Origin of the sequence: Janthinobacterium sp. BJB446 (assembly GCF_002735655.1) — a bacterium.
Lineage (GTDB): Bacteria > Pseudomonadota > Gammaproteobacteria > Burkholderiales > Burkholderiaceae_D > Janthinobacterium > Janthinobacterium lividum.
Genome location: NZ_PDZK01000001.1, coordinates 2,392,029 through 2,414,097 on the forward strand (window position 1 = coordinate 2,392,029; position 22,069 = coordinate 2,414,097).

At 63.3% G+C, this 22,069-nt stretch carries 16 protein-coding genes; 6 read left to right on the plus strand and 10 right to left on the minus strand.

The genetic code is table 11. The features are described from left to right. The 3 genes from CSQ92_RS10505 to CSQ92_RS10515 are packed head-to-tail and all read right to left on the minus strand — an operon-like array spanning position 1 to position 5,442. On the minus strand, positions 1-747 hold the full coding sequence (locus CSQ92_RS10505; protein WP_092605711.1) for an SIMPL domain-containing protein: 747 nt from the start codon (positions 745-747) through the stop codon (positions 1-3). Positions 748-782: 35 nt separating this feature from the next. Further along, a complete protein-coding gene (locus CSQ92_RS10510; RefSeq protein WP_180276987.1) occupies positions 783-3,101 on the minus strand; it encodes a bifunctional serine/threonine-protein kinase/formylglycine-generating enzyme family protein in 2,319 nt (772 codons plus the stop codon). A gap of 19 nt (positions 3,102-3,120) precedes the next feature. Further along, positions 3,121-5,442: a hypothetical protein gene (locus CSQ92_RS10515; RefSeq protein WP_099394077.1), complete on the minus strand. Its 2,322-nt coding sequence runs from the start codon at positions 5,440-5,442 to the stop codon at positions 3,121-3,123. A 322-nt stretch (positions 5,443-5,764) separates the two neighbouring features. Between CSQ92_RS10515 and CSQ92_RS10520 the strand changes: the two genes are divergently transcribed. The 3 genes from CSQ92_RS10520 to CSQ92_RS10530 all read left to right on the plus strand — a co-directional run bounded on the left by CSQ92_RS10520 (position 5,765) and on the right by CSQ92_RS10530 (position 8,044). Then, positions 5,765-6,001, plus strand: a complete 237-nt coding sequence (locus CSQ92_RS10520) for a hypothetical protein (protein ID WP_099394078.1) — start codon at positions 5,765-5,767, stop codon at positions 5,999-6,001. A 199-nt stretch (positions 6,002-6,200) separates the two neighbouring features. Further along, positions 6,201-6,899, plus strand: a complete 699-nt coding sequence (locus CSQ92_RS29565; RefSeq protein ID WP_306532424.1) for a YXWGXW repeat-containing protein — start codon at positions 6,201-6,203, stop codon at positions 6,897-6,899. 116 nt (positions 6,900-7,015) lie between these two features. Further along, the gene (locus CSQ92_RS10530; RefSeq protein ID WP_170846295.1) at positions 7,016-8,044 is read left to right on the plus strand and encodes a transporter; all 1,029 of its coding nucleotides are present in this window, start codon (positions 7,016-7,018) and stop codon (positions 8,042-8,044) included. A gap of 65 nt (positions 8,045-8,109) precedes the next feature. Here the strand turns inward: CSQ92_RS10530 and rnk are convergent, their stop codons facing one another. Next, a complete protein-coding gene (gene rnk / locus CSQ92_RS10535; RefSeq protein WP_162835757.1) occupies positions 8,110-8,517 on the minus strand; it encodes a nucleoside diphosphate kinase regulator in 408 nt (135 codons plus the stop codon). 740 nt (positions 8,518-9,257) lie between these two features. Between rnk and CSQ92_RS10540 the strand changes: the two genes are divergently transcribed. Beyond that, positions 9,258-11,150: a putative bifunctional diguanylate cyclase/phosphodiesterase gene (locus CSQ92_RS10540; RefSeq protein ID WP_099394079.1), complete on the plus strand. Its 1,893-nt coding sequence runs from the start codon at positions 9,258-9,260 to the stop codon at positions 11,148-11,150. A 118-nt stretch (positions 11,151-11,268) separates the two neighbouring features. Here the strand turns inward: CSQ92_RS10540 and CSQ92_RS10545 are convergent, their stop codons facing one another. Beyond that, a complete protein-coding gene (locus CSQ92_RS10545) occupies positions 11,269-12,948 on the minus strand; it encodes a peptide chain release factor 3 (protein WP_099394665.1) in 1,680 nt (559 codons plus the stop codon). A 174-nt stretch (positions 12,949-13,122) separates the two neighbouring features. On the opposite strand from CSQ92_RS10545, the gene CSQ92_RS29570 reads away from it, so the two are divergent. After that, positions 13,123-15,180 carry a methyl-accepting chemotaxis protein gene (locus CSQ92_RS29570; RefSeq protein WP_099394080.1) on the plus strand — a complete coding sequence of 686 codons (2,058 nt, stop codon included), beginning with the start codon at positions 13,123-13,125 and terminating at the stop codon, positions 15,178-15,180. 225 nt (positions 15,181-15,405) lie between these two features. Continuing rightward, the gene (locus CSQ92_RS10555; protein ID WP_034783188.1) at positions 15,406-16,215 is read left to right on the plus strand and encodes a Crp/Fnr family transcriptional regulator; all 810 of its coding nucleotides are present in this window, start codon (positions 15,406-15,408) and stop codon (positions 16,213-16,215) included. An 83-nt stretch (positions 16,216-16,298) separates the two neighbouring features. Here CSQ92_RS10555 and CSQ92_RS10560 read toward each other — a convergent pair whose 3' ends face one another. From CSQ92_RS10560 to pheT, 5 genes are all read right to left on the minus strand, one after another. Further along, positions 16,299-17,714 carry a sensor histidine kinase gene (locus CSQ92_RS10560; protein ID WP_034783186.1) on the minus strand — a complete coding sequence of 472 codons (1,416 nt, stop codon included), beginning with the start codon at positions 17,712-17,714 and terminating at the stop codon, positions 16,299-16,301. A gap of 144 nt (positions 17,715-17,858) precedes the next feature. Beyond that, on the minus strand, positions 17,859-18,491 hold the full coding sequence (locus CSQ92_RS10565; protein ID WP_034783185.1) for a response regulator: 633 nt from the start codon (positions 18,489-18,491) through the stop codon (positions 17,859-17,861). A 210-nt stretch (positions 18,492-18,701) separates the two neighbouring features. After that, on the minus strand, positions 18,702-19,106 hold the full coding sequence (locus CSQ92_RS10570) for a MerR family transcriptional regulator (RefSeq protein ID WP_034783182.1): 405 nt from the start codon (positions 19,104-19,106) through the stop codon (positions 18,702-18,704). 10 nt (positions 19,107-19,116) lie between these two features. Further along, on the minus strand, positions 19,117-19,464 hold the full coding sequence (locus CSQ92_RS10575) for an integration host factor subunit alpha (protein WP_010399205.1): 348 nt from the start codon (positions 19,462-19,464) through the stop codon (positions 19,117-19,119). Positions 19,465-19,633: 169 nt separating this feature from the next. After that, the gene (gene pheT / locus CSQ92_RS10580) at positions 19,634-22,060 is read right to left on the minus strand and encodes a phenylalanine--tRNA ligase subunit beta (RefSeq protein WP_099394081.1); all 2,427 of its coding nucleotides are present in this window, start codon (positions 22,058-22,060) and stop codon (positions 19,634-19,636) included. Positions 22,061-22,069: the final 9 nt, after the last annotated feature.

Below are 22,069 nucleotides of genomic sequence, written 5' to 3' on the forward strand. Positions count from 1 at the left end.
TCATTTGATACGGAACACGGCGTCGACCGTCTGCGCCATTTTGAGGCTGGTGACCATCAGCATGTCTTCGGGGTTCTGGCGCTGGCGGCTATTCGCGCGGTTGTAGCGGTCCGAAGGCACCAGGCCTACCGCATTGCCCAGGTTTTTCAGCTGGTCCGACGAGATGCCGGCCACGGCGCCCGCGCGCTTGCCGAAGCCGCGCGCCATGGCATCGGCCTTGCGCTGCGCATCCTTGACGGCTTCGCCCATCAGTTCCTCTTCCAGGCGGATGCGCTCCGTGGCGCCGAAGGTGACGGCAAACGCATCGAGGTTGGGCATGGCCAGCAGCGGGCGCATGACGGCGGGCCATTTCGACAAATCCGCCACGTTGATATGCACGCTCGCCTTGATCTGGTACTGCGGGTTGGCCGGGTCCTGCTCGGCGCCCTTGCGGATCTCCTTGCGCACGTCGCGCACCTCGATGCCGGCCGCCGCCTCGGGCAAACCCTGCTCCACCAGCAGCGCCTTGATTTCCGCGATGCGCGCCGCTACCTGCGCGGTGGCCACGTCCGGCGCCGGGTCGAAGACACTGACGTCGAAATCGATCTCGCCCAGGTCCGGCGTGACGAAACTGTACGCCGTGCCCGTCGCGTGGATGAAGGGATAGGAGGGCAGATCGCCGGCCAGGGCGGCGAGGGGCAGGCAGGCAAACACGATGGACAGCAGGCGGCGTTTGAACACGGACACTCCGGCACGGTTAAGGTGCATGAAGTATCCGCCAAGATGAGCGACTTAACAACATGCTAATCGAGCGTGCGCGCCACCCTGAAGCCCACGATGTCGTTCGACAGCACGGTGGAAAAGCCGTTGCGCAAGGCCGAGCGCAGGTAGCGCGGGTGGTACAGCCAGGAGCCGCCGCGCAGGATGCGCCGGCTGCTGTCGCTGCCCTCTTCCCACGCGCTGCCGTCGACGGGCGCGCCTTCGTAATTATCGTGCACCACGTCCTGCACCCATTCCCACACATTGCCATGCATGTCGAACAGGCCCCAGGAATTCGGCGCGAATGTGCCCAGCGGCGTCGTGCCGCCGCGGTACACGCCGCGCGGGCCGCCGTTGTACACATACAGGCCGTCGTAGTTGGCTTGCTCGGTGCTGATCGTGTCGCCCACGTTGAAGGCCGTGCGCGTGCCGGCGCGGCACGCGTATTCCCATTCCGCTTCGCTGGGCAGGCGGTACTGGCGGCCCGTGCGTTCGCTCATCCACGCCAGGTACAGCTGCGCGTCATTCCAGCTCACGCCCACCACCGGGTGCTGCTCGTTCTGCACGAAGCCGGGATTGTCCCAGTCCGTTTCCGAACCGCCCGCCCAATCGGTCGCCTTGACGAAGGCGCGCCATTCGCCCACGCTGACGGGGTGGCGCGCCAGCGCGAACGGGCGCTCGATGCCGACCCAGTGCTGCGGTGTTTCGCGGTCCAGCCATGACTGCTGCGAACCGGCCTGCAAGGCCGCCTTGTGCTCCGTCTCGTGCGCGCCCATCTGGAAGCGGCCGCTGGGAATGAGCACCAGTTCCGGCCCCTGTCCCGCGCCATCGAGGAAATCATCGCGCAAGATGCCTTCGGCATTGGCCACCGGTTCCGCGTGTGCGGGCGCCGGTGCCGGCTCGCTCACTGCGGCGGCGGCCGGCGCCTGGTGCTGCGCTGCGCGGCTGGCCTCTTCGCGGCGCGCGCGCTCCTGCTCGGCGCGGTAGGCCGCCTCCGCCTTGGCGACGATGGCCTTGCGCTGTAATTCCTGGTGTTCCTGCAAGGCGGTGGCCGCGTCGGCTTCGCGGCGCGCGCGCAGCTGGCCGCGTAGCGCTTCCTTGCGCAGCTTGCGCGCCTCTTCCGCTTCGAAATGGCGCTGCGCCTCCTGCTCGCGGCGCAGTTTGTCCTGGCGCTGCTTTTCCAGCGCGGCCGCCTGGATTTCCGCCTTGCGGCGCTGATCCAGTTCTTCCTGGCGTATCCGGGCCCGCTTGATCTCTTCCTCGCGGGCCTGTTCGGCGGCCAGCGCCGCCTGCTTTTGCTGCTGCGCCGCACGCGCCTGCTGCTGGCGCGCCTGTTCCGCCAGTTCTTCGGGCGACGGCCCGGCGGCCCGCTCCAGCCCTTCCAGCAAGGCTTGCACGGATTGCGGCCGCAATTCCGTCGTCAAGGAAAAACCGTTCTGCAAGACTTGCCACTGCTGCGCGTTGAGCGCTTGCGGCGCCGACGGCAAGTGGCTGGCGCTGCGCATGTCGTCGAACGGCATGCGCCCTTCCAGCATCTGGTAAATCATCACCGCCACCGCATACACGTCCAGGCGCGGGCTGGGCTGGCGCTGGTTGGCGCCGGCCTCGGGCGCCCGGTAGCCGTGCGTGCCCGCATTCGGCATGTCCAGCGCCAGGCTGCTGTCCGCATTGCGCACGCGCGACGCGATGCCGTAGTCGAGCAGCTTGACGTCGCCCTTCGCCGTCAGGAAGACATTGCCAGGCTTGATGTCGCGGTGCACCAGCTTGTGCTTTTCCCATGCATACGACAGGGCGTCGGCCACCGGCTGCAGCAATTGCTGCACTGTCGACAGCGGCAGCGCGCCCTCGCGCGCCAGATAGTGCTCGAGGTCTTCGCCATCGAGGCATTCCATGATGATGAAATAGCTGGCCGTGGCCGGATCCTGCGCCCACTCGTAGACGCGCACGATGTTTTCATGCGCGAGTTTGCGCGCCTGGGTGGCTTCCTCGATCAGCAGTTTTGCATGCGTGGCGCTTTGCGTCAGCTGCGGCGGCAAGATCTTCAGCGCCACCATTTCGCTGCTGCCCAGCTCCGCGTGCGTGGCCAGGTCGGTGGCTTGCCACACCTGCCCCATGCCGCCCGTGCCGATCAGCCGTTCGAGCCGGTAGCGGCGGTTTTGCGGGCCGATTTCCTGGCCCGTCATGAAGCCCAGCTCCGTGCCCTGGCGCACGGGCAGCGGCGCGGGCGCAGATGCGGCGCCGGGCGGCGCGTACTCGGCGTCGAGGATGGCGTTCTTGCGGCTTTCAAATTCCTGCTCGCTGAGCAGCCCGTCATCGTGGAGGGCGCGCAGTTCCCGCAGTTTGTCTCGTGCTTTTTGCATCATCTGGGGTGAAACGCTTCCATCAAGGCTGCAAGGCAACGCCGCAGGCGGCGCAGAATTTATCTTCCGGATGGCCCGCGCGCTGCGCATGGCCGTTCTTGCAGCGCAGCGGCGCAGCGGCGCCCAGCCCGACACTTGGCTGCAGCGCCTGTGCCACGGCCACGCCCAGCTGCGCCTGCGCCGACAGGCCATGCGCATGCGCCGCATTTTGCAGGGTGATCAGGTCCAGCTGCTGGCGCCGTTCGCGTTCCGCCTGGCCTTCCAGGTAGCTGCGCTCCTGCGCCACGCCGTCCTGCGCCATGCGCAGCGCATCGGCGGGAGAAACGCTGTTCTCGGCCGCCGCCAGCGCCGCCAGCGCGTGGATCTGCTCGGCGCTCATGCCCGCCTGCAGCTGCGTTTTCAGCACTTGCGCCAGCGCGGCCGCGTTCTGCCCGGCGGCCATGGCCACCTTGCCCGTGTCGCTCAGCGAGCCGATTTTCTCGATGCGGTCGATATCGATGCGCGCCAGTTCGGCCGCATGCGCCTGCTGCGCCAGCAGGGCTTCGTACTCGCCCTTCCAGCGCGCGTAATCGCTTTCGCGCTGCTGCGCCATGGCCAGCAGATCGCGCTGCCATTGCGCTTCCTGCTCCAGCTGGCGCAGCTGCTGGCGCTGTTCCTCGATGGCCAGCGCGTCGAGCTGTGCCAGTTGCGTTTGCTGCTGCAGCTGGCGCGCGTGCACGCCATCGGCCTCGATGGTGCGCAGCAGCTTTTCCTGCTGCGCGATGGCATCTTCGCGGGCGCCGCCGCGCCGCAGCGCCGCCACCTTTTCCGCGATTTCCGCCGCCTGCACCTGGGCCGCTTCATCCTTGTGCGCCTCGGCGCGCAGCAGTTCGCGCTGGCGCGCCAGCTGCATCTGGTCTTCCCACTCCTGCACCCGCTCCGCTTCGCGCTTGCGCGCCGCGTTCGCCAGCATCAGGCCCTGCCAGGCGGCCTGGTGCTGTTCCGCTTCCAGCTGCGCCTCGCGCTGGGCCGCATCCGCTTCCGCCTGGCGCAGGCGCGCCAGCTGGGTGCGGCGCCCCGTTTCGTCGTCGATCAGCAGCGCGCTTTCCACTTGCTGCGCGATCGACTGCAAGTGGACTTGATGCGTAAAGCGCTGCTGCGCCAGCTGGATCTGTTCGCGCCCATGCAGCTGCGACAATTCCAGCTCGCTGCGCATCTTGATGGCGGCCAGCGCCCGCACGTGTTCCCAGTTGGCCGCTTCATCGGCCCGCTGCGCGCCCTTCTGCGCCAGTTCCTGTTCCAGTTCGCCCAGCGCCAGCGCGGCGCCATGGTCGAGCGCCTGGCGCCGCGACTTCGCTTCCAGGATGCGGCCGTACAGGTCGATCTGGCGGCCGCGCAGCGCCTGCAGGCGCTCCGCTTCCTGGTGGTTCAGTTCCGCCTTTTCCACCGTCGCGTCCTGCGTCAGTTCGGCGCGGCGATGCGCGTGGCGCGCCGCCAGTTCCTCGCGGCGGATGCGCTGCCACTCTTCCTCGTCATACAGCTGGTCGAGCTGCTTCATGCGTTCCAGGCTGTGCTGCTCCAGTTCCTGCGCCGGCAAGCCGCCCAGCCACAGGGTGCCGATGCTGGCGCCGGCGTCGCCTGCGCGCTTGTCGTGGCGTAGCGCCAGGGTTTCCACGCGCGCCACGGCCAGGCCGCTGGACGCCAGGCGCTGCGTCAGCGCCGATTGCAGGCGTTCATTCAATTCCGGGCGCAGGTCGGCATTCGCATCCATCTCGCGCAGCGCGCGGCTGCCGATGAATTCCAGCGCGATCTGGCGCACGGATGGCAGCAACAGGGCGTGCAGGTGGGCGCGCGTGACGGCGCCCGGTGCGCGCATGAACTGGCGCGCGAACGCATCGGGCTGGCCCAGGGCGATATCCACGCGCAGGGATGCGGCGACGTCCAGCCGCTCCGTGCTGGCCAGGCCGGGCAAGTCGAATTCCAGGCTGACGGCGTCGGCGCGCGCGATCAGCACTTCGGCCGGACGCGCCGGCAGCAGCGCGGGCAGGCGCGCGAAGAAGGCGGCGCTGTCATAGTCGCCGGCAGGTATCAAGGTGAAAGCGTCCGATTGCACGATCCAGGCGCGCGACTCGGCCGGCACCTGCAGGCGGCGCGCGGCGCTGCCGAACAGCGAAGACAGTTCGCGCACGCCAAAGAACAGTGCTAGTTGCCCATCAGCAAGATGCCATTGATTGGCATGCAGCACCGCGTCGCTGTCCGGTGCTCCCAGCGACAAGCCGCATTGCGCGCAATAGCCGGCGGCAGCGCCGTTCTTGTGCTCGCAGCGCGGGCAGCGGGCGCCGCCAAAACCAAACAATTGGAACATATGTGACTCCTGATGATATTTTTATCCATGCGACGGGGCCGCCATGCCGATTCTAGCAGGACAGCTGGCCCTGCACTTGCCGCGCGCGGCAGTGTGCAGCGTCAAATAATGCCACGCGGCAATTGCATTCATATGCCCGGATACAGGGCAATTTAGGCCTCAATTCAAGCGGTCGGCTTGCCAGCCCCGCGCGCAGGCATTTCAGCGCCGTTTTTTTGCAGGCCATCCCGCCAAAACCACGGCTGGTCGCATCCGCATGGCGCAGAGGAGCGCGCATGGCTACAGTGCATGCATACCCACCCGCCACCCGAAAGGAAACATCATGAAAGCCTTGAAAAACATGGAAGCCATCTTCACCGTCGCCGTCGCCATCGCCTGCGGTGCCAGCTATGCCAGCTTCATGCAGCCATCGGCCGCCAAGGCTGCCGATGTGGCGCAAGCGAGCGCCATCCCCGTCGTGACGGTCAGCGCCAAGCGCATGACGGAACAGGAAAAGAAAATCTCGCTGATCGAGGAAAGGCAAGCCTTGCTGGGCAACGCCACCGCCAGCACCCTGTGAGCCACCGATGCTGACACCACGCCGCCTGGCGCCCGCTTGAATACCGCCGCGCCAGGCCGCCATTTGCATCGCAAATGTATCCGCAACGGATACACGGACACACAGCATTGTGTCAATTGTAATAAGTTGAATCAAAGGCGAAAAACCGCCAGCAAGCGCCTATAGTCCATTTCACGCAATCACCGAAATGGAGTACACCATGAAACCCATCACACTCTACGCAGCAGCCATGCTTGCCATCAGCACCGCGGCTTTCTTGCCCGTGCAGGCCATGGCACAGAATCAGCTCGGCGTCAGCATTGTCGTCGGCAACGCCCCGCCTCCGCCACGGTTTGAAAGCGCACCCGCGCCGCGCGCCGGCTATGTCTGGGCACCCGGCTACTGGAACTGGGATGGCCAGCGCCATGTCTGGAACAACGGTGAATGGCTGCGTGAACGCAGCGGCAACCAGTACCGCCGCGCCGCCTGGATACAAGAGAACAACCGCTGGCGCCTGGACCGTGGCGGCTGGGTCGCCGCGCAAGTGCAGCCCGTGCGCTATGACGACATCCGCATCGCCCCGCCGCCGCCGCGCCGCGAAGCCATCCCGCGCGCGCGCCACGGCTACACCTGGGCGCCAGGCCACTGGGAATGGCGCGGCCAGCGCTACGCCTGGACGCCAGGCGTATGGATCGCCGAACGTCCCGGCTACGTGTATGCGCCGCCCGCCTGGAACCAGCGCGATGGCCGCTGGCAGATGGAGCAAGGCCGCTGGTCGCCACGCGGCCCGAACGGCGACCGCGACCGCGACGGCATCCCCAACCGCTATGACCGAGACAATGGCAACCGCCATGACCGCGACCATGACGGCGTGCCGAACCGCGACGACCGGCGTCCGGATAACCCGAACCGCAGCTGATATGCGGCTGTAATTAGGACCAAGGCCACCGTTCGCGGTGGCCTTGTCATTTTCCCGACATATCCGTGTATTAGAATCGCGCGACGATCAATCACACTGCGCGAGAAAGATTCACGATGGCGATGGAAACTGCCGGTTTTACCTATGGCTCGGACACCTCGGGCCTGGTCTGGGGCTTCCTGTTTGGCCGCGACGGGCCACCGCTGGCGCTCGACTCGACGGCGGCACTGGCCTGGCTGGCCGATGGCGCGGCGCGTCCGGCGCAGGAATTCGTCTGGCTGCATTTCAACCTGTCGCATGCGGCCAGCGAAAAATGGCTGATGACGCATACGCAGCTGGCCGACGAATTCTATGAAACCCTGCACCAGGGGTCGCGCTCGACGCGCATCGAACAGGCGGAAAACACCCTGATCGCCGTGGTCAACGATGTGGTGCACAATTTCTCGTTCGAGGCATCCGATATTTCCACCATGTGGGCCAGCGTGGCGCAAAACCTCGTCATCACGGCGCGTCGCGCGCCGCTGCAGTCGATCGAGCGCCTGCGCCAGGCCGTCATCAAGAACCACGAGCCGATCCGCTCGTCGGTGGAGCTGCTGATTCATTTGCTGCGCGACCAGGCGGACGTGCTGGTCAACATCGTGCGCGATGCCGTGGCGCGGGTCGACGATATCGAGGATCACTTGCTGGCCGGACGCCTGGTGCCGAAACGCGAAGACCTGGGCGCCATGCGGCGCGTGCTGGTGCGGCTGCAGCGCCTGCTGGCGCCGGAACCGGCGGCCCTGTTCCGCCTGCTGCAACGCCCACCTGCGTGGGTGTCGGAGCTGGACAGCCTGGAACTGCGCCAGTCGACGGAGGAATTTTCCGTGGTGCTCAGCGATATGTCCTCGCTACAGGAACGCATCAAGCTGCTGCAGGAAGAGATCGCCGCCAGCGTCAACGAGGAAAACAGCCGCAGCCTGTTCGTGCTGACCATTGTCACCGTGCTGGCCTTGCCGATCAATATCATCGCCGGCATGCTGGGCATGAATGTGGGGGGAATTCCGCTGGCCCAGCACCCGCAGGGCTTCTGGATCATCGTTGCCATCATCGTCACGTTTACGGTCGTGGCGGGATGGCTGGTGGTGCGCGTGCAGCGAAACAGTTAATTCCCGTCCCGGCACGGCCTGGCAGGCGAACGGCAGGCGCCGTCCGCCATTACTGCTTGCTGCGCTTAACGGTGGTATTCGCCAGCCCGTTCAGGCTGATAGACGATTTCCTCGATCTTGACCTTCACCACGCCGCCCGGCATGGGCCAGGCGATGCTGTCGCCGACGGACAGGCCCAGCAGCGCGCTGCCGACGGGCGCCAGCACGGAAATGCGGTCGGCCTGGCCTTCCACATCCTTCGGATACACGAGCGTCAGGCAGAATTCCTCCTTGTTTTCCACCGTGAAGCGCACGGTGGAATTCATCGTCACGACGGTCGGTGGAATCTCTTGCGGCTCGAGCACCTCGGCGCGGCCCAGCTCATCGAGCAAGGCGGCCTTGTCCGGCGACAGATTATTACCCAAGGCATACAACAACGCTTCCAGTCGTTCCAGGTCTTGTGACGACAAAATAATTTTTGGTTTTTTTTCCAAGATATCCTCACTATTGATCATTAGGGCGACGTCCGGTTTTACTGGCGGCAGCTTGCTTGGCCGCGGCAGACAAAACAAACAGCATCAGAACGTCCATCATCAGCGGATTATGGACGAAGTCGCGGAGCAAGGCCATAGCGTTCGCGCATTCTTCATTAAAATTTATTAAAATCAATGACTTGCAATCGACCATACGGACAAGAAATTAATCCATGCCGGGATGGTCGCAGGTATTGAAGTTATTCTTGATGGTATTTTGTTTACCGTCAGCATGTTTTTAAAGAAAAAAACCGGCGGGCAAAAAAAGGATTAAAATTCATCTGGAATTATTATTAGAAAGACACGCCCTGCCTTTTCCGCCTGACTTGTCGCCTAAGTAGGTCGTGGGAAATTATTGTGAAGTTATGACGAACAGAACCGGATGCGCTGCAAGGCGCCCGTTGCGACGCAGTGCAGGCACTGCTAGCAGCGGGTAACGCCGCAGAGCGCCGGTTATGGAAGTCAGAAATCACAATAATTTATTACGACCTACTTAGCCTGCTGCCACCGGCCTGCGGTATGGACACTAAATTGCCGCGCGCCCTGTACTTTCACGCTGCAAAATGACAATATGTCGGCCTTAACAACACGTTGAGAGTTCCGGCTCACTTCGGTTTTCATCAGACTGGAACGTAAAGTATGGCAGGGCGAGGCGGGATCACACGGGGCGGCGGCAAGCGGGGCCGGCAGGAGGGCGCGTCATGATGGCGCCATTGATGCTGCCGTCGGCGCAATTGCGCGGCGACCGGATTGCCCGCTTGAACTTGCTGGCCGCAGCGGCCATGCTGGCGATGGCCAGCATGCTGCTGATCCTCTTCCAGTTGTTTTCCCTCCAAACATCCTTCCAGCGCACGCTGCGCATCCAGGCCGACATGCTGGCGCCTGCCGCCACCCAGGCCGTGCGCCAGGACAATCGACTTGCAGCGCAACAACTCCTCGCCTCCCTGGCCGCCGCCCCGCATGTCCGGCAAGCACTGCTCTACAGCCCCTATGGCGCGCCGTTTGCCAGCTACGCGCGCAGCGCCAGCGATGCCGCGCCCGCGGCGCCGCGCAACGGCCTGCACATCGATTATCTGGACGGCAGCGCCGCCATCCTGAAGACCTTGCCCGGCGGCGGCGCGCTGTACCTGCGCGCCAGCCTGGCGCCGCTGTACGCCAGCCTGGCGCAATTTGCCGCCTTCACCCTGCTCGTCTGCCTGTGCGCGTTCGGCCTGACGTTCCTGATGGTGCGCCGCACGCGCACGGCCGCCCAGCATGCGGAAAGCCATTTGCACTACCTGGCCCATGTCGACCCGGTCACGCAACTGCCGAACCGCCATGAATTCAACGATGCCCTGGCCTACGCGCTGGCGCGCGCCGACCGCCAGGACAGCAGCGTGGGCCTGCTGCTGCTGGACCTGGACAACTTCAAGATCGTCAACGATACGCTGGGCCACCACTGCGGCGACCAGCTGCTCAAGCTCGTGTCCGAGCGCCTGGTGGCCATCCTGCGCGGCACCGACATCATCTGCCGCATCGGCGGCGATGAATTCGTCGTCATCGTCGAACCGGCCGACGACGCCTCAGAAATGGCCAGCGTGGCGCGCAAGATCCTGGCCGTGCTGGCCGCGCCGTTCGACCTCGAAGGCCACCAGCTATATGTCAGCGCCAGCATCGGCGTGAGCCTGTATCCGTTCGACGCGCAGGACGTGGCCACCCTGACGCGCAATGCCGATACGGCCATGTACCACGCCAAGCACCAGGGCAAGAACCGCTACGCCGTGTTCAAGGCCGAAATGGAATTGCGCGCCCAGCGCCGCCTGCGCATGGAAGCGAACCTGCGCAAGGCTCTGCAGAACGAGGAACTGTATCTGCACTACCAGCCGCAGATCGACTTGCGCAGCGGGCGCATCGTCGGCGTGGAAGCGCTGATACGCTGGAACTGCCGCGACATGGGCCAGCTGAGCCCCGCCGAATTCATCCCCGTGGCCGAGGAAAGCGGCATCATCGTCGACCTCGGACGCTGGGTGCTGCAAAGCGCTTGCCGCCAGGCGGCCCTGTGGTGCAAGGCAGGCCTGCTCGATTCGCTCGAGCACGTGGCCGTCAACCTGTCGGCCTGCCAGGCGCGCGACCCGGGCCTGATGGACGATATCCGCGCCATCCTGGATGAAACGCAGCTGCCGCATGGCTTGCTGGAACTGGAAATCACGGAAGGCGTCCTGATGGACAATGTCCACGCCAACGTGGAACTGATGCGACGCCTGCAGGAAACGGGCATCCACCTGTCGATCGACGATTTCGGCACCGGCTATTCGTCGATGTCGTACCTGAAGCGCCTGCCCATCGACCAGCTGAAGATCGACCGCAGCTTCGTGCACGACCTGCCCGGCGAGGGAGAAGCCATCGTCACGGCCATCATCGCCATGGCGCACAGCCTGCACTTGAAAGTGGTGGCAGAAGGGGTGGAAACCTTGCGGCAGGTGGAGTTTTTGAGAAAAGCCGGCTGCGACAACGTGCAGGGCTTTTTCTTCGCGCGTCCGATGACGGCGGCGCAGTTGACGGCGCTGCTGCTGGAACGGCGCGACTGGAGTACGCGCACGATCCTGCCGGCTTGAATTGCTGCCAACAAGGGTGTCGGATTACGCACGGCGTGGCCGCGCTAATCCGACCTACGCCAGGAATCAGTAGGTCGGGTTAGCGCAAAGCGCGTAAGCCGACGCCGCCAGCGCTACATCAAGCCAGCTTGGCCGAATGCTCGCGCGTGGCGTGGAATGTCAATTTCGGCCAGCGCTCTTCCGTCAGGCGCAGGTTCACGCCCGACGTGGCCAGGTAGGCCATGTTGCCGGCCGCATCGTAGGCCACGTTGTGGCCCAGCGCGTTTTCGAAATCCTGCAGGATGCGCTTGTCGTCGCAGCTGACCCAGCGGGCGCTGCTGATGCTGGTGCCTTCAAACACGGCGTCAACGCCATACTCGTTGAGCAAACGGCTGGCCACCACTTCGAACTGCAGCACGCCGACGGCGCCCAGTACCAGTTCGCCGCCCTGTACCGGCTTGAAGACCTGCACCGCGCCCTCTTCGCCCAGCTGCTGCAAGCCCTTGTGCAGCTGCTTGATCTTCAGCGGATTACGGATGCGCACGGAGCGGAAGAAGTCCGGCGCGAAGTACGGGATGCCCGTAAAGGTCAGCATCTCGCCTTCGGAAAAACTGTCGCCGATCTGCATGTTGCCGTGGTTCGGCAAGCCGATGATGTCGCCCGCGTACGCTTCTTCCACCTGTTCGCGCGAGGAGGCCATGAAGGTCACCACGTTCGACACCTTGATCTCGCGCCCCAGGCGCAAATGCTTGACCTTCATGCCGCGTTCGAAACGTCCCGAGCACACGCGCAAAAAGGCGATGCGGTCGCGGTGGGCCGGGTCCATGTTCGCCTGGATCTTGAAGACGAAACCGGTAAACGGCTGCTCGGACGGGGCCACCGAACGCACGGTCGCGTCGCGCTCGCGCGGCGCCGGCGCCCAGTCGACCAGCGCGGAGAGAATCTCGCGCACGCCGAAGTTGTTGATGGCCGAACCGAAGAACACGGGCGTCTGCACGCCGGAGAGGAATTCCTCCAGGTTGAACGGATTCGACGCGCCGTGCACCAGTTCCACTTCCATGCGCAACTGGTCCATCTCCAGCGGGAACATCTCCTGCAGGCGCGGGTTGTCGATGCCCTTGATGATTTCAAAGGCGCCATCGGCCTTTTCTTCACCGGCCTTGAACAGCATGATCTCGTCGTTCAGCAGGTGGTACACGCCGCGGAAGTTCTTGCCCATGCCGATAGGCCAGGTGACGGGCGCGCACTGGATCTTCAGCACCGACTCGAGTTCGTCGAGCAGGTCCAGCGGATCGCGCGTCTCGCGGTCCATCTTGTTCATGAAGGTGACGATCGGCGTATTGCGCATGCGGCAGACTGCCAGCAGCTTGATCGTCTGCGCTTCCACGCCCTTGGCCGCATCGATCACCATCAGCGCCGAGTCGACGGCCGTCAGCACGCGGTAGGTATCTTCCGAGAAATCTTGGTGGCCCGGGGTGTCGAGCAGGTTGACGACGTGGTCGCGGAATTCGAACTGCATCACCGAGGAAGCGACGGAAATGCCGCGCTGCTTCTCGATCTCCATCCAGTCCGACGTCGCGTGGCGGCCCGATTTGCGGGCCTTGACGGTACCGGCCATCTGGATCGCGCCCGAGAACAGCAGCAGTTTTTCCGTCAGCGTGGTTTTACCCGCATCCGGGTGGGAAATGATGCCGAAGGTGCGGCGGCGCTGCACTTCGCGCGCGATCACGGCCGGCGCCTTGCTGCTGACGACAGTGCTGGCGGAATCGGCTGCGCTGTCGCTGGAATCGGGAGTGTTGATGTCGTTCTCGTTGGCCATATTGGTGACCATAATATGGCCCTCGCAAAAAACCCTCGATTTTACAGAAGGATCGGCCTTCCGTGTGAACTGCTTCACTCTGGCGAACGGCAAAATCGCCCACTTCATCAAGGGGTCACAATCCGCAGGCAACATTGCACTGCAGAAATGTTGCCACTCTTTCCTGGAAACCCGATGAAAATGCTCCTCACCCCCGCCATCCGACTCATGCAGCGCCTGCGCCTGCTGCCCAAATTCATGCTTGTCTGCCTGGTCTTCCTGCTGCCGCTGGCGCTGGCGACCACTCTGCTGATCTCGGAACTGGGCAAATCGCTGGCCCAGGCGCAGGATGCGCAGCGGGGCGTGGCCTATGTGCGCCAGCTGCAGGAAGGCACGCGGCTGCTGCAGCAGCGGCGCGGCCTCGAACATTTGCGCCTGAGCGGCAAGGCGGGGATGGACAACACGGCCCTGAACGCGCGCATCACGGCCACGCTGGCCGCCCTGGCGCGCTTGCCGGCTGGCGCAGGCCTGCCCCAGGCGGCCGAACTGACGAAGCAGTGGCAAGCCCTGCTGGGCCGCCAAGCGGGCCTTGCGGCGCGCGACAGCTACGCGGCGCACACGGCGCTGCTGCGCCAGGCGGCCAAACTGGGCCAGCTGGTGGCCGACCGTTCGCACCTGAGCCTGGACCCGGACGCGGGCGCCAACCACCTGAGCGCCGTTTTCACCGCCACCCTGCCCGACCTGGCCGAAAGCCTGTCGGACATCGCCGGGCGCGGCGCCGCCTATATCGACACGGGCCTGTTCGAGGCGAATGAAGATCAGCTGGTCAACGCCAACGCCCTGATCGCGCGCCACGAACTGGAACGCCTGCCGGCCCGCTTCGACGAAATCATCACCGCCAAGCCGGAATTGCGCGCCAGCCTGCAGCCAGCCCTGAAAGCCGTGCCGGCCGCGCTGGCCTTCCTCGAACGCACGAAGAATGAAGTGACGAATTCCTACGACCAGACCTCGGGCGCGCAATTCCATGCGGCCGGCATGCAGGCGATCGATGCCCTGCAGGCGCTCTCGATCGCCTCGGCCACCGCCCTGGACGGCTTGCTGGCGCAGCGCATCGCCCGCGACGAGGCGCGCCGCGGCCTGATCCTGGCGGCCATGCTGCTGGTGCTGCTGGCCGCCGCCTACCTGTGCGCAGGCTTCTATGCCGCCTTCGTGCGCGACGTGACGCAATTGCGCGTGGCCGTTGGCGCCGCGGCGGCGGGCGACCTGTCGCAGCGCATTACCTCGCAGGCGCACGATGAGATCGGCGACCTGGTGCGCGACTTCGGCGCCATGACGCACGGCCTGGCCACCCTGGTGCAGGAAATCCGCGGCGGCGCGGCCGTCATCGCCGCGGCCGGCGCCGATATCGCGCAGGGTAACGCCGCCCTGTCCGGCCATACGGCCACGCAAGCGGATGCGCTGGGCGCCACCGTGGACTCGATGCGCGAGCTGACGGCCACCGTGGGCCGCAACGAAGCCCACGTAGGACAGGGGCGCACCCTGGTGGCCTCGGCCGCCGAGGTGGCCCTGCGCGGCGGCGAGACCGTCAGCGCCGTGGTCGAGACCATGGCCTCGATCAAGGCCAGCTCGCACAAGATCGTCGACATCATCGGCGTCATCAACGGCATCGCCTTCCAGACGAATATCCTGGCCCTGAACGCTGCCGTCGAAGCGGCCCGCGCGGGCGAGCAGGGACGCGGTTTTGCCGTCGTCGCGTCCGAGGTGCGCAGCCTGGCGCAGCGCTCCAGCGAGGCGGCGCAGCAGATCAAGCGCCTGATCGGCGATTCCGTCGCCACGGTGGATGCGGGCGGCGACCTGGTCAATGCGGCCGGCAGCACCATGCGCCAGGTCGTCGATGCCGTGCAGCAGGTGTCTGTCGTCATCGGGCGCATCAGCAGCGCCGGCGCCGAGCAGAATGGCGAAATCGCCCGCATCAACGGCGCGCTGGCGCAAATCGACGACATGACGCGCCAGAACGCGGGCCTCGTCGACGAGGCGCGCGCCGGTTCGCAGCGCCTGCACCAGGAAGGCGAAGCGCTGACGCAGGCCGTCAGCCGCTTCCGCCTGGGGGAACACGAGGCGCCAAACGTGCGCCAGACCCCTGCCGCAACCGTGCGCGACGGCCTGCCCAGCGTGCGTCCGGCCGGCCTGTGGAGCGCCAACAAACCGCGCGTCATATCACAAAATCGCGCGGAACGGCGCAAGGCTAGCTAGTCAAAAGTGTGCACGTAGGACAAGGACTACAATTTCGCCTCAATGGAGACTACAAAGTGGCGACTGCTAATCTTATGTTCGCCACTTACATAAGCTTTTAAAGTAGCTACATCGCGATCTGCACCGCGCGGTCGACAAAAACGCCGTTACCAGATGAGTACGGCAGTTTTTTTGACCAGCAACGCGGCAGTCGCACTCCGATGTAAAAAGCCTGTGAGGAATACTATGAGCCATACTCAACTTATCGCCCCGGTCCAGAAGAACCAGTTGCTGCCGCGCGCCATGCCGGCGGCCGGTCGGGAAATCAAGCTTGCGTCGCGGGTTAGCCTCAGCAGTGCCCAACAGAATGAATTGCTGGCCGCCCTGCCGCGCGCCGCGCTCGAATCGCTGTTCGAAGACCTGGAACTGGTCGAACTGCCTTTCGGCAAGGAACTGTATGCCTACGGTAACAACCTGGAATACAGCTACTTCCCTACCACCGCCATCATTTCCTTGCTGTATGTAATGGAAGACGGCGCCACGACGGAAATCGCCGTGGTCGGCCATGAAGGCGTGGCCGGTGCCTCGCTGCTGGCAGGCGAGCGCGCCATGTGCACGGCTGTCGTGCAAAGCGCCGGCTACGGCTACCGCCTGAAAACGCAAAGCTTGCGCGATGCCTTCAATCAAGGCGGCGCCCTGCCCCAGTTGCTGATGCGCTATACCAACGCCCTGTTTGCGCAAATGGCGCAGAACGCCGTCGGCGGCCGCCACAGCTCGATCGAGCAAAAGCTGTGCCGCTGGCTGCTGGACCGCCTGGACCGTTCGCCATCGAATGAATTGAAAGTCACGCAAGAGCTGATCTCCATCATGCTGGGTGTGCGCCGCGAAAGCATCACGGCCGCCGCCGGCAAGCTGCAGGAAGAAGGCTTGATCCACTATCGCCGCGGCAATATCACGGTGCTGGACCGCGCCGGCCTGGAATGCTATGCGGGCGAGTGCTACAAAGTGGCCAAGACGGAATACGACCGTTTGCTGCGCGACGTATCGCGCTGCTGATGAGAAGCTGCCGCGGATCCGGCAGCATGGATAAAAAAATGGCCGGGCTGCATGCCCGGCCATTTTTTTTGCCGCAATCTCAATTACGCTTCGGCATCCGCATCGATGTCTTCCGGCTCCGGCGTCAGCGGCAGGGGAATCACGGCTTCCACACATGTCCCCTTGCCTTCCGGCCCCTGGCGCACGGTGAGAGTGCCGCCCAGCAACAAAGCCCGTTCGCGCATGCCCAGCAAGCCGTGCGACATGGGTTTTTGCAAGGCATCTTCCGTGATGCCGATGCCATCGTCGATCACGCGCAGCACCAGGCCATGCTCGTTGCGTTTCAATGTCACGCTGACCATGCCGGCGCGCGCATATTTCAGGATGTTCGTCAGCGATTCCTGCACGATGCGGAACAGGGCAATCGTCAGGGTGGCTTCGCGGTTGTCGATATTGATGGCCACGTCCGTTTCGCAGCGCACGGAACTCATGCGCGTAAAATCCTCGCAATAGCTTTCGATGGCGGCGCACAGGCCCAGATTGTCCAGCAGGCTCGGACGCAAATCTTCGACGATGCGGCGCTTCAGTTCCACCGTTTCCAGCAAGGTTGCCTTGGCGCGCCGTAATTGCGCGGCCAGTTCCGGCTGCGTGTGCGCCAGTTGCTGCGTAACGGCGCCCAGGTCCATGCTGATCGAGGTCAAGTTGGCGCCCAGCTCATCATGCAATTCGCGCGCCAGGCGCGCTTTTTCCACTTCGTTGACGCTGATCAAATGGCGCGACAGCACGGATAGCTGCTCCGTGCGCTTGCTGACCGTCGATTCCAGATTGTCGTTGGCATTTTGCAATGCATACTCGACGGCCGCGCGGTTCTGGAAGCTGCGCCGCACCAGCTGGTAAAACATGATCAGCACGAGGATGGCCAGGGCATTGATGCCGATGCCGAGCAGCACGGCTTTCTGGTACTCATGGTAAAACGCGGCGCTGCCGGACGACAGCGCTTCATTCTGCTCGCGCGTCATGATCACCACCTGCAGGCGGATCTCGTCCATGGTGGCGCGGTCATCGGTCACGCGGGAAATGTTGACGATCTCGGCCAGCCCGCCCTGCCTGTAGACCTCGATCGACTCTTGCAGCATCGACATCTTGCGGCGGATCAAGCTTTTCAGCTGGCCCAGGTTTTTCAGCTGGGTGGGACTGCCCGCGAGCAAAGTCTGCAGCTCGTTGAATTCGTTTTCAATTTCGGTGGTAGCCGTCTTCGACGGCCCCAGATAGGTTTCGGAGCCGGAAATGAAATAGCCGCGCAAGCTGCTTTCCGCATCGAGCACGAGCACGTTCAAATACTGCAGGCGGTCCGCCACGCGGGCGCTCTGGCTGAGCAAGGCATTCGTGCCCTTCAGCGACTGCAGGTTATGAAAGAGACTGAAACCATTAAGTACAAGCAACAAGGCGCACGTCACGCACAGGATCGTCTTGTACAGGGGCAGGCGGTGATTCGGGGCCGGTTCAGCGGTGAAATACATCCTGATGTGCATCCTTAGCAAGGTTCGGCGTGGGAGAGAGCGCCGGCGCCGGCCAATTATAGTCCTCGCCACAAACTGCTGCACTGCACAAGTCGTGCTGGCCAGCTGGCTGAGCGATCATGTTTCCATGATCGCACCGCAGCGCTAGTCAAGCAAATTGTTTTTCATTGCGTAATAGGTCAAGTCGCTGTTCGATTGCAAGCCCATTTTTTCCATGATGCGCGTGCGGTAGGTACTCACCGTCTTGATGCTCAGCGACAAGGCCACACCGATATCGGACACGGTGGCGCCACGCGCCAGGCGCAGGAAGACCTGGAACTCGCGGTCCGACAATTCCGTATGCAGGGCGGCATTCGTGTCGCGGTCGAACGACTGCGCCAGCAATTCACCGACGGTGGAGCTGACGTAGCGGCGCCCCTGGAAAACGGTGCGCACGGCCGTCATCAGCTCGTCTGCTTCGCACTCCTTGTTCAGATAGCCATTCGCGCCCATCTTGAACAGGTTCAGCGCGTATTGCTGCGCGGGATAGCCGCTGAGGATCAGCACGGGCAATTCAGGCTGGCCCTGGCGGATCGTGCGCAAGGTATCGATGCCGCTCTGATCGGGCATGGCTATATCGAGCAACAATACATCGCAAATTTCGCGGCGGGCGATATCGAGGGCTTCACGCCCCGTACCGGCTTCCGCCACCACACTGAAATCGCTTGACGACGAAAAAATCTGTTTGAATCCAGCTCGTACTATTTGGTGATCATCACAAATGGCAACGCGTATCATTGTTTCCCCTTAAATTTTCCTGGCCTGGGAAAGACTACCGGAACCTGAACGCTGCTCCGGCTTAGCGTCACTAACAAAAACGCAACATTAACATTATATTCAAAATATGGCGCGCCGTACGGTAGCGTCAACGCCAAGACGGAGCGCCCATGCAGTATAGTCAACTTAGTCAACTGCTACCGGACAACCCCACCTATATTGGTACAAATCTTATTTTAGCAAGTTTAAAATCGCAATTAATTCATTGCGTATCCACACGCGGTCCAGCGGCGCTTCCTGCGGCACAACGGGCATGGCCGGCAGCACTGGCAACTCGTCAAGGATCGCATGCGATGCGCCACGGCTGTCGAGCTTGTTTCGCGCGCCGCTGATGGTAAAGCCTTGCTCGTACAGCAATTCGCGGATGCGGCGTATCAGCAGCACCTCATGGTGCTGATAATAACGGCGGTTGCCACGTCGTTTGACCGGCTTGAGCTGGGAAAACTCCTGCTCCCAGTAGCGCAACACGTGCGGTTTGACGCCGCACAATTCGCTCACTTCGCCGATCGTGAAATAGCGTTTCGCCGGAATGGGCGGCAAGGCGATCAACTCGGTTTTACTGATGCGCTCGTTCATCGCCACTCACTCAGGCAGCACGTGCCAGCGGACTGGTCTCTTCGACCATGCTTTTCAGCTTCTGGCTCGCATGAAAGGTCACGACACGGCGTGCCGTGATGGGAATCTCTTCGCCCGTCTTCGGATTGCGGCCGGGCCGCTGCGGCTTGTCGCGCAACTGGAAATTGCCGAAACCGGACAGCTTGACGGCCTCGCCACGCTCGAGCGCATTGCGGATCTCGTCGAAAAAGGTCTCGACCATATCCTTCGCTTCGCGCTTGTTCAGGCCCACTTGCTCGAACAACAGTTCGGCCAGTTCCGCCTTGGTCAAGGTGGGTAAATCTTTTTCCGCTTCCTGGCGCACTTTGGCAACCAGCATGGCCCGATGCAAATCGGCGGCCAGTGCGGATTGCAGTACGGCGGAATCAACGTCGCTGTTATTAATTTTCCTGCCCTGCCTTTTCTGTGCGCCCGAGCCTGCCACATGGCAAGCTCGTCTACGGTTGACGACGGAAAGGCCGTCACGCAAGGCGACGGCCGTCCGGTAATTACGAACGCAGTTTCGCGTCGTGGCCCTGCTTGGCCGCATCGATCAGGACAGCCATTAGGCCGTCGACGACATCGTCTTGCAGGGTGTTTTGAGTATCTTGCAAGCTAATCCGGAAAGCAAGGCTTTTTTCATCCACTTCCAGCCCTTTTCCACGATATTCATCAAATAAAACAATGGCTTGCACGATACGCGCTGCCGGGCTCGACTTGGCGGCGGCATGGAAGCTGTCGAGCAGATCCTGCACGGCTACCGATTGCTTGACGACCACGGCCAAGTCGCGGCTGGCACCAGGGAATTTCGAGATTTCCTGGTATGCCGGCACGACTCGTTGCGTCAAGGCAGCGGCGTCGACTTCGAACAGCACGGGCGCCAGCGGCAAGTCGTACTTTTGCATCCAGCGCGGGTGCAATTCGCCGATGAAACCGATGACCTTGCCATCGAGCTCCACATTGGCCGAACGGCCCGGATGCAGGGCAGGATGCTCCGCCTTGGTGAAACGCAAGACCAGCGGTGCAAACAGCGCTTCCAGGTCCGCCTTCACGTCGAAGAAGTCGACCGTGCGCGCAGCCTGGCCCCACTGCTCGTCGGCAACCGCGCCGTAGGCCATGGCCGCCACGCGCTTCGGCTGGGCGTAGCCAGCCACCGACAAGGGGCCGTTTTCCACGCTGTCGTCGCGCTGGTAGATGGCGCCCACTTCGAAGATGCGCACGCGGTTCGTCTTGCGGTTCAGGTTGTAGCGCACATTGGCGATCAGGCTGCCGATCAGCGAGGAACGCATCACGCTCATCTGGCTGGCGATCGGGTTCTGCAATTTGATCGGGTTCGTATTGCCCGAGAAATCGCGCTCCCATGCCGTATCGACAAAGCTCATGTTAACCACTTCCTGGAAGCCCAGGTCGGCCAGCTCATGACGTACCGCAAACAGCGAGCGGGTATTTTCCGGTGCAATCTGCATCACGTTCGCGGCCACGGGCGGCAAGGTCGGGATGTTTTCAAAGCCGTACACGCGCGCCACTTCCTCGATCAGGTCTTCCTCGATCTCGATGTCGAAACGGTAGCTGGGCGACGTCACGGAAAACACGCCGTCCGCCAGGGTGTATGGCAGGGCCAGGCGCGTGAAGATATCGGCGATCAGCTCATCGTTGAGCGGCACGCCGATGACTTTTTGCGCGCGCGCCGTGCGCATCGACACGGGCTGGCGCTGCGGCAAATTCACCACGTGGTCGTCGACAGGACCGACGGTCGTGGCCGGCGTGCCGCAGATTTCCACGATCAGGGCCGTGATGCGCTCGATGTGCTCGGCGGTGGTGGCGAAATCGACGCCGCGCTCGAAGCGGTGCGCCGCATCGGTCGAGAAATTCAAGCGGCGCGCGCGGCCTTGAATGGCGTTCGGCCACCAGAATGCCGCTTCCAGGTAGATGCTGTCCGTATCGTCCGACACCGAGCTGGCGTCGCCGCCCATGATGCCGGCCAGCGATTCGATTTCCTGCTCATCGGCAATGACGCCGACCCACTCGTCGACGGCGATGGTGTTGCCATTCAACAGCTTGACGGATTCGCCCGCCTTGCCCCAACGCACGTCGAGGCTGCCGTGGATCTTTGCCAGGTCAAACACGTGGCTGGGACGGCCCAGTTCCAGCATGACATAGTTGGAAATGTCGACCAGGGCCGACAGCGGACGCTGGCCGCTGCGCTCGAGGCGCTGCTTCATCCAGTCCGGCGTGGCTGCCTTGGCGTTCAAGCCGCGGATGACGCGGCCCGTGAAACGGCCGCACAGGTCCGGCGCGCTGACTTTCACGGGCAGGATTTCGTCGCTGGAAACCGGCACGGTACGGAACTGCGGCGCATTCAGGGGCACGCCCGTCAAGGCCGACACTTCGCGCGCCACGCCCAGCACGGACAGGCAGTCCGCCTTGTTCGGCGTCAACTTGATGGTGAATTTCAAGTCGTTGAGCGCAAAGTAATCGCGGAAATTCTGACCGATCGGCGCGTCGTCCGGCAATTCCATCAAGCCGGCGTTTTCTTCCGACAATTTCAATTCGCGCGCGGAGCACAGCATGCCTTGCGACTCGACGCCGCGCAGCTGGCCCACCTTGATTTCAAACGGTTTGCCATCGGCGCCAGGCGGCAGCACGGCGCCCGCCATCGCGCACACGACTTTCAAGCCCGGGCGCACGTTCGGCGCGCCGCAGACGATGTTGAGCATGGTGCCCGTGCCGACATCGACCTGGCACACATTCAGGCGGTCCGCATTCGGATGTTTTTCCATCTCCAGGACCAGGCCTACCACCACGTTCGAGAACGGCGGGGCGACAGGATCGACGTCCTCGACTTCGAGACCGGACATGGTCAGCAGATGGGCCAGTTCGTCCGAAGTCATCTTCGGATCGACCATGGTACGGAGCCAGTTTTCGGAAAATTGCATAATCAAGCC